The organism is Arthrobacter tecti, from assembly GCF_054511355.1.
Window position 1 is genome coordinate 302,177 of the sequence record NZ_JBTNCT010000001.1, and the last position, 14,440, is coordinate 316,616.

A 14,440-nucleotide genomic window follows, 5' to 3' on the forward strand; every position below is an offset into this window, starting at 1 on the left:
AGTCAGCAACTGCGCGTAACGGCGATCCAGTTGTGCACCCGGACAGCAGACCGACGGGCGGACTTCGATCAGGCTGTGGCCTGCAGCCTGACCGCCCGGATGCGCTGAATGATGGTGATGACGCTGGCCAGCGCGAGCAGGATGAGGACGGCGAGCAGCACCACCTCCGGTAGTCCGAGCCCCGTCAGGCCCGTCACGACAAGTACCGAAACGAGGCGCTCAGCGCGTTCAGCGATTCCTACGTTCGCTGTGTAGCCGAGCGACTCCGCTTTGGCTCGCGCATAGGACACAATCATCCCGAGTACAAGGCAGGCCAGCGCGGCCAAGGCTATGGCACTGTTGCCCCCACCCAGGAAGAACCAGATTGCGACGCCGGCAAAAAGGGCGCCGTCTGCGATCCGGTCCAGCGTGGAATCCAGGAAGCTGCCCCACGATCCGCTGCGGCCCTGGGTGCGGGCCATAATGCCGTCCACAATGTCGGAGAACACGAACAGCGTGATGAACACAGTGCCCCAGAACAGCTGCCCCAGCGGATAGAACACCAGCGCCCCGCCCGCTACACCGAGTGTCCCTACCACGGTGACGGCGTCGGGCGTTACCTTCCACTTCAGCAGCAGTGCGGCCAACGGCGTGAAGAGCGCTGTGAAGAACGTGCGCGTGTACTTATTCAACATGTGCTGCCCCCGGCGCCTTGGAACAGGCAGCACTGGCTTCATCCCATGCAGCGGCGAGCTGCCCGCGCACTTCGTCGAGGGTCTGGGTGATCGCCTTGGTCTGCGCGATGATCGGAAAGAAGTTACCGTCGCCGCTCCAGCGCGGAACCACATGCTGATGCAGATGGGCTGCGATACCCGCGCCGCCGGTGACGCCCTGATTCATCCCGAGATTGAAACCAGTAGGGCGGGCGACACTCCGCAGCGCGTGCATCGCCGTCTGGGTCAGCTCTGCGACCTCGACCGTTTCCTGGCGCGTGATGTCCGTGTAGTCCGGAACGTGGCGATACGGACACACCAGCAGGTGACCTGGGTTGTAGGGGAACAGATTCAGGACCACGTACGCATTCTGCCCACGATGCACAATCAGCGAATCTTCATCGGAACGCTCAGGCGCTGCGCAGAACGGACAATCCTCCTGCCGGCTGAACTGCCCCTGGCCCCCCTTGATGTATGCCATCCGGTGCGGCGTCCAAAGGCGCTGAAAGGCATCCGGCACTCCGGGCAACTCGAAACCGTCCGTCACGTCTGAGTCGTCGGCGTCTTGCCCGCCGGCGCCTGCGTCCTCATGCATGGGCGGCTACTGTTCCCTGTTGCGGACGGCTTCCACAATCCGCTTCAGCGCTTCATCGACCGGCACCTGATTATCCTGGCTTCCATCGCGGAAGCGGAAGGAAACGGCACCCGCCTCGACGTCATCGCCGCCGGCAATCAGCACAAACGGCACCTTCTGCTTGCTGGCAGTGCGGATCTTTTTCGGGAACCGGTCCGAGGTGATATCCACCTCCGCACGGATGCCCTCAGCCTTGAGCTTGTCAACGACATCGAAAAGGTACTCATTGAAGGCGTCCGCGACCGGGATGGCAAGGACCTGAACCGGTGCGAGCCAGGCAGGGAAGGCGCCGGCGTAGTGCTCCGTAAGTACACCGAGGAACCGTTCGATGGAGCCGAACAGCGCACGGTGAATCATGACCGGGCGCTGACGGGTTCCGTCCGCCGCCTGGTATTCGAGCTCGAAGCGTTCCGGCAGGTTGAAGTCCAGCTGGATGGTGGACATCTGCCATGTCCGGCCGATCGCGTCACGGGCCTGCACCGAGATTTTCGGGCCGTAGAACGCAGCTCCGCCAGGATCAGGTACGAGCTCGAGACCGGATGCTGCCGCAACCTCGGCGAGGGTGCGGGTCGCCTCGTCCCACGTCGCGTCGTCGCCCACGTACTTCTCGGGATCCTTGGTGGAGAGCTCGAGATAGAAATCGTCGAGACCGTAGTCCTTCAGGAGGCCCAACACGAAGTTGAGAGTTGTGGTGAGCTCGTCCTTCATCTGCTCGCGGGTGCAGTAGATGTGGGCGTCGTCCTGGGTCATTCCCCGGACCCTCGTGAGGCCATGCACGACGCCGGATTTCTCGTAACGGTACACGGAGCCGAATTCGAACATCCGGAGCGGCAGTTCGCGGTAGGACCTCCCGCGGGACCGGAACACCAGGTTGTGCATGGGGCAGTTCATCGGCTTCAGGTAATAGTCCTGGCCGGGCTTGCGCACCTTGCCGTCCTCATCGAGTTCCGCATCCACGTGCATGGGCGGGAACATTCCGTCCCGGTACCAGTCGAGGTGGCCCGAAACCTCGTAGAGGTGCCCCTTTGTGATGTGCGGCGTGTACACGAACTCATAGCCGGCGTCCACGTGGCGCTGGCGGGAGTAATCCTCCATCGCCTTGCGGACGATGCCGCCCCTCGGGTGGAACACGGGCAGGCCGGAACCAAGCTCATCCGGGAAGGAAAAGAGGTCGAGCTCGTTGCCGAGTTTGCGGTGATCACGGCGTTCGGCTTCGGCGAGGCGTTCCTGGTACGCCTTCAGCGCATCCTTCGTGGGCCAGGCCGTTCCGTAGATGCGCTGCAGTTGCTTGTTCTTCTCGCTGCCCCGCCAGTACGCCGCGGCGGAGCGCGTCAGCGCGTATGCGTTGGAGATGAGTTTGGTGTTCGGCAAGTGGGGTCCGCGGCAGAGATCCTTCCAGACAATATCCCCCGACTTACGGTCGACATTGTCATAGGTGGTCAGTTCGCCGGCGCCGACCTCGACGGAAGCGCCGTCGTCGTCGGTGATGTCCCCGCCGCTGCCGCCTTTGAGGCCGATCAGCTCAAGCTTGTAGGGCTCATCCGCCATTGCCTCGCGCGCCTCGGCTTCGCTTACTTCGCGGCGTGCGAACAGCTGGTTGGCGTTGACGATCTTCAGCATCATCTTTTCGAGCTGCTTCAAGTCTTCCGGCGTGAAGGGCTCAACAACATCGAAATCGAAATAGAAGCCGTCAGTGATGTACGGACCGATGCCCAGCTTCGCGTCCGGACGTAGCTGCTGCACCGCCTGAGCCATTACGTGAGCGGCCGAGTGACGCAGCACTTCCAGGCCCTGCGGTGAATCGATCGTGACCGGTTCCACCTCTGCGCCGTCCCCGAGGGTACGGCTGAGGTCCCACAGTTCGCCATTCACCCGTACGACGACGACGTCCCGCTGCTCGCCGAAGAGGTCCGCGCCGGTGGTCCCGCTGGTCACCCGCTGCTCTTCGCCGTTGACGATGAGGGTGACTGATGGGGGCGCTGACACGTGAGGTCTCCTTGGTAGGGGCGAACAGGTTAACATCCAATAGGTCAAACAACCGTACCGGCGGGTGGCGCAGAGCCTGAAGCACAACACTCCCGCCGCGGTCCCTTGATGGTATCGGTTGCGCCGGTGGCCAACCAATGCGAATCAGCCGTGCCCTTCCCGCGTCCCGGGCAGGGCGGCCGACTCTGGATATTCCCAGGTCTAGGGTCGCCTGCGTACCTTCAGTTCGTATTCGATGAAGGCATCGATCATTGCCCGGTAGGTCTGTTCCACCACCGTTGGATCAACGTCTTGCTTCTCTGCATACGCACGGACGTTGGCAATCACCTGCTCCACCCGTGCGGGCGCGCGCACCGAGGCGTCGTCGTGCTTGAGTGATCCCGCGCGGCGAACGAGGCGTTCCCGCCGGGAGATCAGCCCCACCATCTGCTCATCCACCTCGTTGATCGCGATCCGCACTGCGTTCAACTGTTCGGCGTTGGCCGCGTCGGGCTTCTTGGAGTCAGGCGTTTGAGGGCTCGGCATAGTCCGAGACTACGTGAGTGCACTGCCCTCGGCACTGCTGTTACGGAGCAGGCGCGCTGCCTGGACGAATCAGCCGTGGGAATGCACAGGCTTCGAGCTGCGTTGTGAATGCCGACGCAACACATGCAGCCAAGGACCTCAAGAAATAAAGGAGCACCGTGGACTACACACCCGCCGCCGGTACTATCACCATGTTTTCGACGTCGTGGTGCGGTTACTGCCGCCGCCTGAAGTCACAGCTCGATGCGCAGGGCATCGGCTACCAGGAGATCAACATTGAAGAGGTCGAAGGCACCGCGGAGCTCGTGGCATCCCTCAATGGCGGGAACCAGACCGTTCCGACCGTCATCTTCCCTGACGGCAGCACGGCCACCAACCCCTCCGTCTCCGAGGTCAAGGCCCGCGTCGCCGCATGACCAATCCGGGGCACTGACTCGCGCAAGACAATAGTCGCCGCCAATGCCTAAGCTGGGAACGTCCGAGACAACCCAGCGATAGGACAGTATTCAATGGCACACAGCGTCAAGGGCGTAGTGGTAATGGAAAAGGACGGGCCAGCTTCCGTCGTCACCATCAATGTTCCGGACCCCGGCCCCGGTGAAGCCCTGGTGGACATTCTGACCTGCGGGGTCTGCCACACGGACCTGCACTACAAGCAGGGGGGAATCAGCGATGACTATCCGTTCCTGCTGGGCCACGAGGCAACCGGTGTTGTCAGCGCCGTTGGTGAGGGCGTCACGAACGTGCAGCCCGGCGACCGCGTAATTCTCAACTGGCGCGCCGTGTGCGGACAGTGCCGTGCGTGCCTGCGCGGACGGCCTCAGTACTGCTTCAACACGCACAACGCCACCCGGAAGATGACCCTGGAGGACGGCACCGAGCTCTCCCCCGCTCTGGGCATCGGAGCGTTCGCCGAGAAAACGCTTGTGGCGGCCGGGCAGTGCACAAAGGTGGATGTCTCAGCTGATCCCGCCGCCGTCGGACTCCTGGGATGCGGCGTCATGGCCGGAATCGGGGCCGCTATCAACACCGGTAACGTGCAGCGCGGAGATTCGGTGGCAGTGATTGGGTGCGGCGGCGTCGGCATTGCCGCGATTGCCGGCTCGAAACTCGCCGGTGCAACCCGGATTATCGCCGTGGACATCGACAACCGGAAACTTGAGCTGGCGCGCGGACTGGGCGCTACGGATCTCGTCAACTCGACCGAGACCGATCCGGTGGAGGAAATCCGCAAGATCACGGAGGGTAACGGAGCGGACGTGGTCATTGACGCCGTCGGACGCCCGGAGACTTACCGGCAGGCGTTCTACGCACGCGACCTCGCCGGCACCGTTGTGCTGGTTGGCGTTCCCACACCCGAGATGAAACTTGAACTGCCGCTCCTTGACGTGTTTGGCCGCGGCGGCATGCTTAAGTCTTCCTGGTACGGCGACTGCCTGCCGTCCAGGGATTTCCCGATGCTGGTGAGTCATTACCAGCAGGGAAACCTGGACCTTGATGCCTTCGTCACTGAACGAATTTCCATCGACGAGGTCGAGGACGCCTTCGCGAAGATGCACGACGGCGTGGTGCTGCGTTCGGTGGTGGAGTTCTGATGGCTGCGCGAATCGATCATCTGGTCACATCGGGTACCTTCTCGCTCGACGGCGGCACCTGGGAAGTCGACAACAACGTCTGGATCGTCGGGGATGACACCGAGTGCATCGTCATCGACGCCCCGCACAACGCTGGTGCCATCGTTGAGGAGATCAACGGCCGGCAGGTCCGTGCCATCCTGCTGACGCATGGACACGACGACCACATCCGCGCCGTTGGAGACCTGTTCGACGCTGTACGGGCGCCGATCTACCTGCACCCCGCGGACCGGATGCTCTGGGACACGGTGTACGGTGACTCGGCTCCGGCCCGTGAGATTGCCGACGGCGACACCTTCAACATTGCCGGCGTCACGCTCCAGGCGATCCACACCCCCGGTCACTCCCCCGGGTCAGTCTGCTTCTACCTGCCCGACGCCGGCACGCTGTTCAGCGGAGACACGCTGTTCCGCGGCGGCCCGGGCGCCACGGGCCGCTCCTACAGCGATTTCCCGACCATCATCAACTCGATCCGCGATAATTTGCTGCCCCTCCCGGCCGGCACGGTGGTGAGGGCCGGCCACGGAGACTCCACGAGCATCGGCGAGGAAGCGCCCCACCTGCAGGAGTGGATCGCGCGCGGACACTGAAGGAGCAAGCGTCACATGCGGGAGGCCGGGCTCCAGCCCCCCGCCGCCGCCTGATAGACCGCGACGACGGCGTCCGCCACCTTCTCAACTGTGGTTCCAGGTACGAGATCTTCGGCTGCTCCTGCCGTGGCGGGGTCCCAATCCAGGCCGAGCGCCGAGTATGCGACTTCCAGGACCCGGCGGATCGGCGCCGAACCTTCGACGACGATCACAGATGAAAAGAGCCACGCGCCGGAAATTACCCGCTGCGCGGTCCCGACCAGCTTGACCTGTTGAGCGCCGTTTCCGTGAACGCTGAACTCTCCCGGGCAGTACTCGCCGGGAATCTCGCCGACAGCGGCGTCCACATCAACCCGTCGCAGCGCATCGGCGAGCAACTCCCCAAAAAGCTTGAAACGCGTCCGGGAGCCGGCGACGGCGTCTGGATGCGGCTCAATGTGGTCAACGATCAGGCAGCCCTGATGATAGGCGGCAGCGCGCCCGCCGGCCTTGCGGATGAGCGGCGTAAAACCCTGGGCGCGAACGGCCTCTTCGGCGGCGGCGTATCCCGCTAACCGGGCATCGCGCTGGCCGAAGGCCACGGTGGGCGAAGGTCGGTACAGCCGCAGGGTGGGAGGGAGCCGACCTTCGGCCGCGGCGCGGAGCAGCGTAAGACCGCGCTCGAGGTCCACCGCCGCTCCAGCCGAGGGATCAGAGAGCACCTGTAGAGGTTGCACGGACCACACCGGGGCGCTCGCGCCCGTTAATTCCTGAGTCATGGTTCCTGCGCAGCTCCAACCGGTCCGCCGTATATGGCCGGAACCAGCTTAACGGCCGCCGTCGATGTTCCGGCTCCGCTGCTCGATTCCGGGCGTACCGTACGGATAGTCCGCGAGATCCGGCGCACTTACCTCTGAGAGCCTCGCGACCTCTTCGGGTGTCAGCTCCAGCGTTGCTGCGCCGAGGTTATCCGCCAGCTGCCCGGGCGTTCGCGCGCCAAGGATCACTGATGTGACCGCCGGCTGCTGTGCCACCCACGCCAGCGCCACCTGGGACGCGCTGACTCCGCGCGTCTCGGCAGTCTGGAGTACGACGTCGATAATCGCCCACGTCTTCTCCTGCTGGTTGCGCTTCTTCCACCCTTCCATGCCGCGTTCGGGGTTTTCGCCAAGGCGTGTGGCGCCTTCGGGCACCGCATCCCGGCGGTATTTACCCGTGAGCCAGCCGCCGCCCAGCGGAGACCACGGCAGGAGTCCAATACCGGCGTCGAGCGCTGCCGGTACTATTTCGGCCTCGATGCCGCGCACCAACAGGCTGTACTGGGGTTGGAGCGTAACCGCCTGATCCCAGCCGCGCGCCTTCGCGAGGTGCACGGCCTTTGTGAGCTGCCAGCCGGTGTAGTTGGAGAAGCCGTAGTAGCTGATCTTGCCGGCGCTCACGGCGTCGTCGAGGAATCCCAGTGTTTCCTCGAGCGGGGTCAGCGGATCCCAGGAATGCATCTGGTAGAGGTCAATGTGGTCCACGTTCAGCCGCGCCAGCGACGCATCGAGGGCACGGCGCAAGTGCCTGCGCGAGAGTCCCAGGTCATTGGCGCCCTTGCCCATCGGGAAGCGGCCCTTGGTGGCGAGGACCATGTCCTGCGCCGCCGAGCTTTTGGCAAGCCACCGTCCGATGATTTCCTCGGAGGCGCCCGCCGTGTAGACGTCAGCAGTGTCGATGAAGTTTCCGCCGGCGTCGGCGTAGTCGTCGAGGATGGTGTGGGAGGTAGCTTCGTCGGCTTCCGCGCCGAAGGTCATGGTGCCTAGGGCGTACGCTGACACTGCGGTCCCGCTGTTGCCGAGATTTCGATACTGCATATGCACTCCTCGTCGTTACTGATCAGTCGGTTACGGTCACTCCACGCCAGAACGCGACGTGATCCGTGATGTTTGCTGCCGCGTCCTTGGGTTGCGGGTAGGTCCAGGCGGCGTCCTCGTTGAGCTCGCCGTCGACTTCGAGGCTGTAGTAACTTGCCTCGCCTTTCCATGGGCAGGTTGTGCGCATGTCGCTGGACCTGAGGAACTCTGTCTTCACGCTGTCCTTGGGGAAGTAGTGGTTTCCCTCCACCATCTCCGTGTGCTCGGACTCAGCGATGACCTGGTTGTTCCAGACTGCCTTGGCCATGATGTCCTTCTTCCTCTTGCACCGCCCAGCGCCGGACGCGCTGGAATGGCCGGTACCGGAAAGTAACGACGACGCCGCCCCGCACATTCCCTGATGATCGGTCAGGAAAGCTTGCGAAGCGTCAGGATCTGCTCGGTCCGGCCGAAGGGCCCTTCCAGGTCATGCAGCACGGACGAGGTCAGGCCTATCCCGTTACCGCCGAACGTGACACGGGTGTCCAGTCCCAGCCACTCACCCCTGGGCTGCCGGTGCAGGTGAACCTGAAGGTCCACGTTGGGGAACGCCCAGCTTCCGGGGCCCGGCGGCACGCGTGTGGCGATCCCGTTCGCCGTATCCATGAGTCCAATGAGGCGGACCACATCCGACGATGCCTCGCCCTCGATCAGGGGGTGCGGTGTACGCAGCCAGACCCTCCCGCGGCCCGGCCGGTGGCCAGGCAGGCGGCGTGCCTCGATGGACTGGATGTAGCCGCCGGGCCACTCTGCGACGGCGTCATGCTCTACGCCGTCGTCGGGTCCGGGCAGCGGCTCTTCCTCCGCAGCGGCGACCGACGCCGTATCGCTGGCCGCCAGCCGCCACGCATGGGCGCGGATCGCTGTCCTGCCACCGTGGTTCATTTCGGCTTCTAGCAGTTCGATGGTGCGTCCGGGCCTGACCATCCGCACCGAGACATCCACGGTGTCCAGTGGGATCAGACCGAGGATCTCGTATGAGATCCGGGCCATGAGCAGGTTCTCACGGGGCTCAAATCGCTCAAGGCAGTGCGCAAGCAGGCCGGATGCCGGAGCCATGTGCTGCTCGTGGTCATTCCAGGCTCCCTGTGCGTGGATGGTTGCTTCGTATCGCCCGTTTCCGAGGTTTCGATAATAGGAATCCGCCATTGTCCTGATGCACTCGCTCCTGCTGGAAATGAACGCCCGCTCATGAGGGCCCTACTGCGACAATACTCAACCACAGCGGCGCAACCGGCCGGAAATCAGAGGGTGGTAAGTCCTCAGGTCCCACAGAACGTGCGATAGGTTCCGAAGTCCAACGGCGCAGGTTCGGCGTAGCGCTCAAAACCCTCCCGCTCATCGAAGGGCGCTGTCACGGCCTTGAGCAACCCGCCAACGGGACTGAGGTCGCCTCGCCCAGCGGCGGCCAGGGCTTCCTCCACGAGATGGTTCCGCGGAATGTAGGCGGGGTTCACGCGATCCATGGCGGCGGCGTCGGGCGAGAGGGCAAGCCAGCGCTTGGCCCAGGCATCGAAGGCCGCCGGATCCGGGAAAAACGCCCGGGCCGGCGCTGCGTCTCCCCGTGCCGCCGAGTTGAGGACACGGAAGAAAGACGTGAAATCAGCCTGACTCTCCTCGAGCAGGGTGAGTAGCTCACCGGCCAGGTCCGCGGATGTGGCGTCGTCGGTATGGTCCGTCAAGCCAAGCTTGGCACGCATGCCCGCCGTCCAGGCCGCACTGTACAGCCCGGGGAATCCGGCCAACGATTCTTCGGCGAGCCTGATCGCCTGGTCCTGGTCTTCATCGAGCAGGGGCAGGAGCGCTTCGGCGAACCTTGCGAGATTCCAGTGGGCTGCGACCGGTTGATTGGCGTAGGCGTAGCGCCCGACGTCGTCGATGGAACTGTAGACGGCGGATGGATCGAACGCCTCCATGAACGCGCACGGCCCGTAATCGATGGTCTCGCCGGAGATTGTCATATTGTCGGTATTCATCACCCCGTGTACGAAGCCCACCAGCATCCACCGGGCCACCAGGGAGGCCTGGGCCGCGATGACGGAGTCGAGCAGTGCGAGGTATGGGTTCGCCGCCTGTGCTGCATCCGGGTAGTGACGGTTCATGGCATAGTCGGCAGCACGCCGGAGCAGGTCAGTTTGGCCCGTTGCGTTTGCATACTGGAAGGTACCCACACGCACGTGGCTGTCGGCCACCCTGACCAGGACTGCTCCGGGAAGGTGTGTCTCGCGGCGCACCGAATTGCCGGTGCCGACGACGGCGAGGGAGCGCGTGGTCGGGATACCAAGGGCGTGCATCGCCTCGCTGACGATGTATTCACGCAGCATCGGGCCAAGTGCAGCCAGGCCGTCTCCACCCCGCGCGAAGGGCGTACGGCCTGAGCCCTTGAGGTGAATGTCCCGGAGGCGGCCGTCAACGTGGGTCACCTCGCCCAATAGCAGTGCCCGCCCATCGCCGAGGCGCGGACTGTACCCGCCGAACTGGTGTCCCGCATACGCCTGTGCAACCGGTGTGGCGCCGTCCGGAACCACTTCGCCGACCAGCAGGCGCACACCGTCCGCGCTGCGCAGGAAGTCGGCGTCCAAGCTGAGCTCGGCTGCGAGCTGCTCGTTGAGGAGAAGAAGCTGCGGGTCGCTGCACTCGTCGGCCCGCCAGGGAGCTCCCAACTCGGGGAGTTCGCGGGCGAAGCTGTTGCCGAAGACCAGGGTAGGTGCTGTTGATGCGCTCACGCCTTGAATAACAGCCGCGGCCGCACCCTTTGTTCCCTGACCGCGCTTCGCCTGATGTTCCGTGGAGGGAAGGGGCTGCCTCCCCTCCACGGCAGTGGCGATCCTAGAGGTCGGCGAGCATCTCATCCATCTGCTGAATCTCCGCCTGTTGCGTTTCCACGATCTCCTCCGCGAGGGCGATCGCTTCAGCGTTCTTACCGTTTTCGATCTCATCCTGCGCCATGTCGACGGCGCCGTCATGGTGGGCGATCATGGATTCGAGGAAGAGCCGAACCGCTTCGTTGCCGGTCGCCGTTTCAAGCTCGGCCATCTGGTCTTCACTCAACATGCCGGCCATTTCATTTGCCCCATCCGATCCATCAGCTTCATCCGCTCCATCAGTGGAACCCATGTCGTGGCCCTCCATACTGTGGCCATCGGCGGAATCCATGTCGTCAGGTTGAACGGGTTCACCCCAGGCCTGCAGCCAGGCCGTCATGGTTTCGATCTCCGGCGCTTGTGCGTCCTTGATCCGGGTGGCGAGGTCGGATACCTCAGGGCTGATGTCCTGCTTGGTCAACATGAGCTCGCTCATCTCGACTGCCTGCTGATGGTGCGGAATCATCAGCTGCGCGAACGAGACGTCCGCATCGTTGTGCTCGGTTGAGGTCTCGGCTGTCTCCTGGCTCGACGATGAACCGTCGCCTGCCGGTGCGGAGTTGCCGGCATCGCTACCGCAACCGCTGAGAGTGATGGCGGCTGCGAGAGTCAGGGCTGAGAGGGAAAGGTACTGCTTCATGCTGATCTGATCCTTCTGTTCTACGTAGGGTGTCTGTTGCAGTGCGCACCGGCCGGGGCCGTGGCGCTCTGAGGCCGACGTCAGGTGCGGCTGATACAGAGTCGGATCAGGGACGGAGCCGGGATTGCGAGCGGCAGTACGCGGACGCGCAGGAGGCACCGCAGCAGGGCAGAGCCGGGAACGGGTCTGCCTGCCGGGCGCAGGAAGGTCAGCAGGGTTACGACAATGAGCGCCAGCACGCATACGCCCATCGCCATGCCGTCCTCGCAGGGGCCAGTGCAGCTGTATGCCGTACCGCTGTCAGAGGGATCTGCGACCGCAGCGGGATCGATGCTTGCGAGGACGGTGTCCTCGTGGTGTAGATGGCCCTCGTCGTGCCAGCCGCTACTGGAGGTCGGAAATCCGGTTATGACCGACGCTGGCCCGGCATTGGCGCCATGGGCTGCCGTCGGACCGTGTCCGCCCATCCAGACGTGCATGGCAAGGATTCCGACGATCACGGCGGTGAGGCCGGCGAAAGTCAGGGCGGCGCGCGGGAGCTCCAGAAGCCGCGTCGTCTTATAACGGCTGCCTAACATGGCTGGCCTCCTTTCCCTGGCTCCGAGTTAGACCTCCCCCGATCAGGAAGGAGGTCGCCGCCGTCGTACGGTTACTGCGCCGGCGTAGTGGTGATGCGATTCGCGTCGAGGTTCATCCGACGAAGCAGTTGCGCGTTCAGCGCGACTACGATCGTCGAGACGCTCATGAGAACCGCGCCCGCCGCAGGTGATAGAACGATACCTGCGAAAGCAAGCACCCCGGCCGCCAGCGGGACGGCCAGGACGTTGTAGCCCGTCGCCCAGACGAGATTCTGGATCATCTTCCGGAAGCTGGCCCTGGACAAGTCAATCATCGCAAGGACTGACCGCGGGTCATTTCCTGCCAGCACGACGCCGGCCGATTCCATTGCGACGTCGGTGCCCGCGCCGATGGCGATTCCCACCTCTGAGCGGGCCAGCGCCGGGGCGTCGTTCACGCCGTCGCCCACCATTGCGACCTTGAGTCCGCGGGACTGCAGTTCAGCGACCTTCGAGTCCTTGTCCTGTGGCAGGACGTCAGCGAAAACCTCGTCAATACCGAGCTCCGCACTGACGGCATCGGCGACCTGGCGCGCGTCTCCGGTGATCATGGCAACCTTCACGCCCCGGTCCTGCAGCGCTTTGACCGCTGCCCGGGACTCCCCACGGACACGATCCTCGAGGCGCAGCGCCCCGACGACCACCCCATCGCGCACGACATGTAGAACGGATGCTCCCCTGCCCACCCATTCGGCGACTGTGGCGCTCATCTCCGTGGGCGTCTGTTGGCCAAGGTGCTTGAGCATGTTCGGCCCACCGACAATCACCGCAGAGCCGTTCACGGTTGCCTGTATGCCGCGGCCGGTCATTGAGGAGAATTCGCTCCCCCGGTATCCGAGCGCTCCCGCGTCCTGGTTCTCGGCCGCAGCGTTGACGATCGCCCTGGCAACAGGGTGTTCGCTGTCCGCTTCGGCTGCTGCCGCGAGGGCCAGAAGCTCCGCTTCGCTGACGCCTCCCGTTGAGGTGACGGCGGTGACAGCGGGGCGCCCTTCGGTGAGGGTGCCGGTCTTGTCGAACAATACGACGTCGATGGTGCGCATCCGCTCCAAAGCCATTCGGTTCTTGATCAGCACACCGGCTTTCGCTGCACGCTCGGTGGAGATAGCAATGACCAATGGGATCGCAAGGCCCAGGGCGTGGGGGCAGGCTATGACCAGCACCGTGACGGTGCGGATGACGGCGTCATCCGGGCTGCCGATCAGGAGCCATGCTCCGAAGGTGAGGATGCCCGAGATGAGCGCGAAGTAGAACAGCAGTGCTGCTGCTCGATCGGCCAGGGCCTGTGCCCTGGACGACGATGCCTGCGCCTGGGCAACCAGTCGCTGGATACCGGCCAGCGTGGTGTCCGAGCCGACCGCCGTGACCTTCACACGGACCGCGTTGTCGGTTGCTACCGTTCCAGCAACCACCACCTCACCGATTGTGCGGGAGACCGTGCGCGATTCACCGGTGATCATGGATTCATCGAATTCGGCAGCGCCGTCGATGATGGTGCCATCTGCCGGCACCCGGGCACCGGAACGGATAAGCACAACATCACCGCTAGCAAGGGTACTCACGGGGACGGATTCGGTTCCGTCCTCCGTAACCTTCTCCGCTTCGTCCGGCAGCAGAGCGGCCAGGGCGTCCAGCGCGCCGGCGGCCGAGCCGAGGGCGCGCATCTCCATCCAGTGGCCCAGCAGCATGATCACCACCAGGAGCGCGAGCTCCCACCAGAAGTCGAGGTTGAAACCACCAATGCCGAGGGTGGTGATCCAGGACGCGATGAAGGCTACGCTGATTGCCATCGCGATCAGGAGCATCATTCCCGGTTGACGGGACTTCAGTTCGGCGATGCCGCCTTTGAGGAACGGTGCACCGCCGTAGATGAAGATGATGGTGCCCAGGATCGGCGAGATCCACAGCGAGCCGGGGAACTCGGGCAGCGTGTAGCCAACAATCATGGCGAACATGTGGCTGAACAGCACGACAGGGACGGCCAGTATCAGGCTGACCCAGAACTTATTCCTGAACATTGCCGTTGAGTGCCCTGCGTGTTCACCGTGGCTATGCACTTCATGATCGGCGTGCGACGCGTGGGCGTCATGGCCGCCGTGCTTGTCTGCGCCGGGAGCTGTCCGGCTTCTCATGCTGGTATTGCCATGCGTGTGGTGATCCGCTTCGACGGATGCCGGTTGGTCATTCGAGGGATGTTTCATGGTCAATCTCCTCCGGAGGTCGACTTGATTGCCGTATGAGGTGACCTTCAAGGAGTAAGCGGCCCATTGGGGGCTCGGACTTCCCGCTCCGGTACTGGAAAACATATACCCCCTAGGGGTATATGTCAAGCCTGTCGTACCAAGTTGGCGATCACCTCGGCTCATGCGTCAACGCCGTCCGCCATC

The 14,440-nt window shown here is 63.9% G+C and carries 15 protein-coding genes; 3 read left to right on the forward strand and 12 right to left on the reverse strand.

Annotated elements, in window-relative coordinates; all coding sequences use genetic code 11:
* Positions 1-68: 68 nt before the first annotated feature.
* From pgsA to ACX80C_RS01410, 4 genes are all read right to left on the reverse strand, one after another.
* Positions 69-674 carry a phosphatidylinositol phosphate synthase gene (pgsA, locus tag ACX80C_RS01395; RefSeq protein ID WP_459324433.1) on the reverse strand — a complete coding sequence of 202 codons (606 nt, stop codon included), beginning with the start codon at positions 672-674 and terminating at the stop codon, positions 69-71.
* Complete coding sequence (locus ACX80C_RS01400; protein ID WP_459324434.1) at positions 664-1,287, reverse strand: HIT family protein; 624 nt, start codon at positions 1,285-1,287, stop codon at positions 664-666. The genes pgsA and ACX80C_RS01400 overlap by 11 nt, the downstream gene beginning before the upstream one ends.
* 6 nt (positions 1,288-1,293) lie before the next feature.
* A complete protein-coding gene (thrS, locus tag ACX80C_RS01405) occupies positions 1,294-3,348 on the reverse strand; it encodes a threonine--tRNA ligase (RefSeq protein ID WP_459324435.1) in 2,055 nt (684 codons plus the stop codon).
* Between the two features lie 165 nt (positions 3,349-3,513).
* The gene (locus tag ACX80C_RS01410) at positions 3,514-3,837 is read right to left on the reverse strand and encodes a chorismate mutase (protein WP_459324436.1); all 324 of its coding nucleotides are present in this window, start codon (positions 3,835-3,837) and stop codon (positions 3,514-3,516) included.
* A gap of 158 nt (positions 3,838-3,995) precedes the next feature.
* On the opposite strand from ACX80C_RS01410, the gene ACX80C_RS01415 reads away from it, so the two are divergent.
* The 3 genes from ACX80C_RS01415 to ACX80C_RS01425 all read left to right on the forward strand — a co-directional run bounded on the left by ACX80C_RS01415 (position 3,996) and on the right by ACX80C_RS01425 (position 6,061).
* Positions 3,996-4,253, forward strand: a complete 258-nt coding sequence (locus ACX80C_RS01415) for a mycoredoxin (protein ID WP_167992679.1) — start codon at positions 3,996-3,998, stop codon at positions 4,251-4,253.
* 93 nt (positions 4,254-4,346) lie between these two features.
* Entirely contained in the window at positions 4,347-5,432 is a 1,086-nt protein-coding gene (locus ACX80C_RS01420; protein WP_459324437.1) for an S-(hydroxymethyl)mycothiol dehydrogenase, read from the forward strand.
* A complete protein-coding gene (locus ACX80C_RS01425; protein WP_459324438.1) occupies positions 5,432-6,061 on the forward strand; it encodes an MBL fold metallo-hydrolase in 630 nt (209 codons plus the stop codon). Before ACX80C_RS01420 ends, ACX80C_RS01425 begins: the two co-directional genes overlap by 1 nt.
* A gap of 11 nt (positions 6,062-6,072) precedes the next feature.
* On the opposite strand, the gene ACX80C_RS01430 is transcribed toward ACX80C_RS01425, so the two are convergent.
* From ACX80C_RS01430 to ACX80C_RS01465, 8 genes are all read right to left on the reverse strand, one after another.
* Positions 6,073-6,819: a lipoate--protein ligase family protein gene (locus tag ACX80C_RS01430; RefSeq protein WP_459324439.1), complete on the reverse strand. Its 747-nt coding sequence runs from the start codon at positions 6,817-6,819 to the stop codon at positions 6,073-6,075.
* Between the two features lie 48 nt (positions 6,820-6,867).
* The gene (locus tag ACX80C_RS01435) at positions 6,868-7,896 is read right to left on the reverse strand and encodes an aldo/keto reductase (protein ID WP_459324440.1); all 1,029 of its coding nucleotides are present in this window, start codon (positions 7,894-7,896) and stop codon (positions 6,868-6,870) included.
* A 22-nt stretch (positions 7,897-7,918) separates the two neighbouring features.
* Positions 7,919-8,203, reverse strand: coding sequence for a DUF427 domain-containing protein (locus tag ACX80C_RS01440; protein WP_459324441.1), 285 nt, complete (start codon positions 8,201-8,203; stop codon positions 7,919-7,921).
* A gap of 101 nt (positions 8,204-8,304) precedes the next feature.
* Complete coding sequence (locus tag ACX80C_RS01445; protein WP_459324442.1) at positions 8,305-9,084, reverse strand: thioesterase family protein; 780 nt, start codon at positions 9,082-9,084, stop codon at positions 8,305-8,307.
* Positions 9,085-9,197: 113 nt separating this feature from the next.
* On the reverse strand, positions 9,198-10,661 hold the full coding sequence (locus tag ACX80C_RS01450; protein WP_459324443.1) for a protein adenylyltransferase SelO: 1,464 nt from the start codon (positions 10,659-10,661) through the stop codon (positions 9,198-9,200).
* 103 nt (positions 10,662-10,764) lie between these two features.
* The gene (locus tag ACX80C_RS01455) at positions 10,765-11,439 is read right to left on the reverse strand and encodes a DUF305 domain-containing protein (RefSeq protein WP_459324444.1); all 675 of its coding nucleotides are present in this window, start codon (positions 11,437-11,439) and stop codon (positions 10,765-10,767) included.
* 80 nt (positions 11,440-11,519) lie between these two features.
* The gene (locus tag ACX80C_RS01460; protein ID WP_459324445.1) at positions 11,520-12,017 is read right to left on the reverse strand and encodes a hypothetical protein; all 498 of its coding nucleotides are present in this window, start codon (positions 12,015-12,017) and stop codon (positions 11,520-11,522) included.
* Positions 12,018-12,088: 71 nt separating this feature from the next.
* Complete coding sequence (locus ACX80C_RS01465; protein ID WP_459324446.1) at positions 12,089-14,254, reverse strand: heavy metal translocating P-type ATPase; 2,166 nt, start codon at positions 14,252-14,254, stop codon at positions 12,089-12,091.
* Between the last annotated feature and the right edge of the window lie 186 nt (positions 14,255-14,440).

Excerpts from the sequence above, each read along its gene's own strand:
- pgsA (WP_459324433.1), bottom strand. The coding sequence starts at position 674 with ATGTTGAATAAGTACACGCGCACGTTCTTCACAGCGCTCTTCACGCCG.
- ACX80C_RS01400 (WP_459324434.1), bottom strand. The coding sequence starts at position 1,287 with ATGCATGAGGACGCAGGCGCCGGCGGGCAAGACGCCGACGACTCAGAC.
- thrS (WP_459324435.1), bottom strand. The coding sequence starts at position 3,348 with ATGTTAACCTGTTCGCCCCTACCAAGGAGACCTCACGTGTCAGCGCCC.
- ACX80C_RS01410 (WP_459324436.1), bottom strand. The coding sequence starts at position 3,837 with ATGCCGAGCCCTCAAACGCCTGACTCCAAGAAGCCCGACGCGGCCAAC.
- ACX80C_RS01420 (WP_459324437.1), top strand. The coding sequence starts at position 4,347 with ATGGCACACAGCGTCAAGGGCGTAGTGGTAATGGAAAAGGACGGGCCA.
- ACX80C_RS01425 (WP_459324438.1), top strand. The coding sequence starts at position 5,432 with ATGGCTGCGCGAATCGATCATCTGGTCACATCGGGTACCTTCTCGCTC.
- ACX80C_RS01430 (WP_459324439.1), bottom strand. The coding sequence starts at position 6,819 with ATGACTCAGGAATTAACGGGCGCGAGCGCCCCGGTGTGGTCCGTGCAA.
- ACX80C_RS01435 (WP_459324440.1), bottom strand. The coding sequence starts at position 7,896 with ATGCAGTATCGAAATCTCGGCAACAGCGGGACCGCAGTGTCAGCGTAC.
- ACX80C_RS01440 (WP_459324441.1), bottom strand. The coding sequence starts at position 8,203 with ATGGCCAAGGCAGTCTGGAACAACCAGGTCATCGCTGAGTCCGAGCAC.
- ACX80C_RS01445 (WP_459324442.1), bottom strand. The coding sequence starts at position 9,084 with ATGGCGGATTCCTATTATCGAAACCTCGGAAACGGGCGATACGAAGCA.
- ACX80C_RS01455 (WP_459324444.1), bottom strand. The coding sequence starts at position 11,439 with ATGAAGCAGTACCTTTCCCTCTCAGCCCTGACTCTCGCAGCCGCCATC.
- ACX80C_RS01460 (WP_459324445.1), bottom strand. The coding sequence starts at position 12,017 with ATGTTAGGCAGCCGTTATAAGACGACGCGGCTTCTGGAGCTCCCGCGC.
- ACX80C_RS01465 (WP_459324446.1), bottom strand. The coding sequence starts at position 14,254 with ATGAAACATCCCTCGAATGACCAACCGGCATCCGTCGAAGCGGATCAC.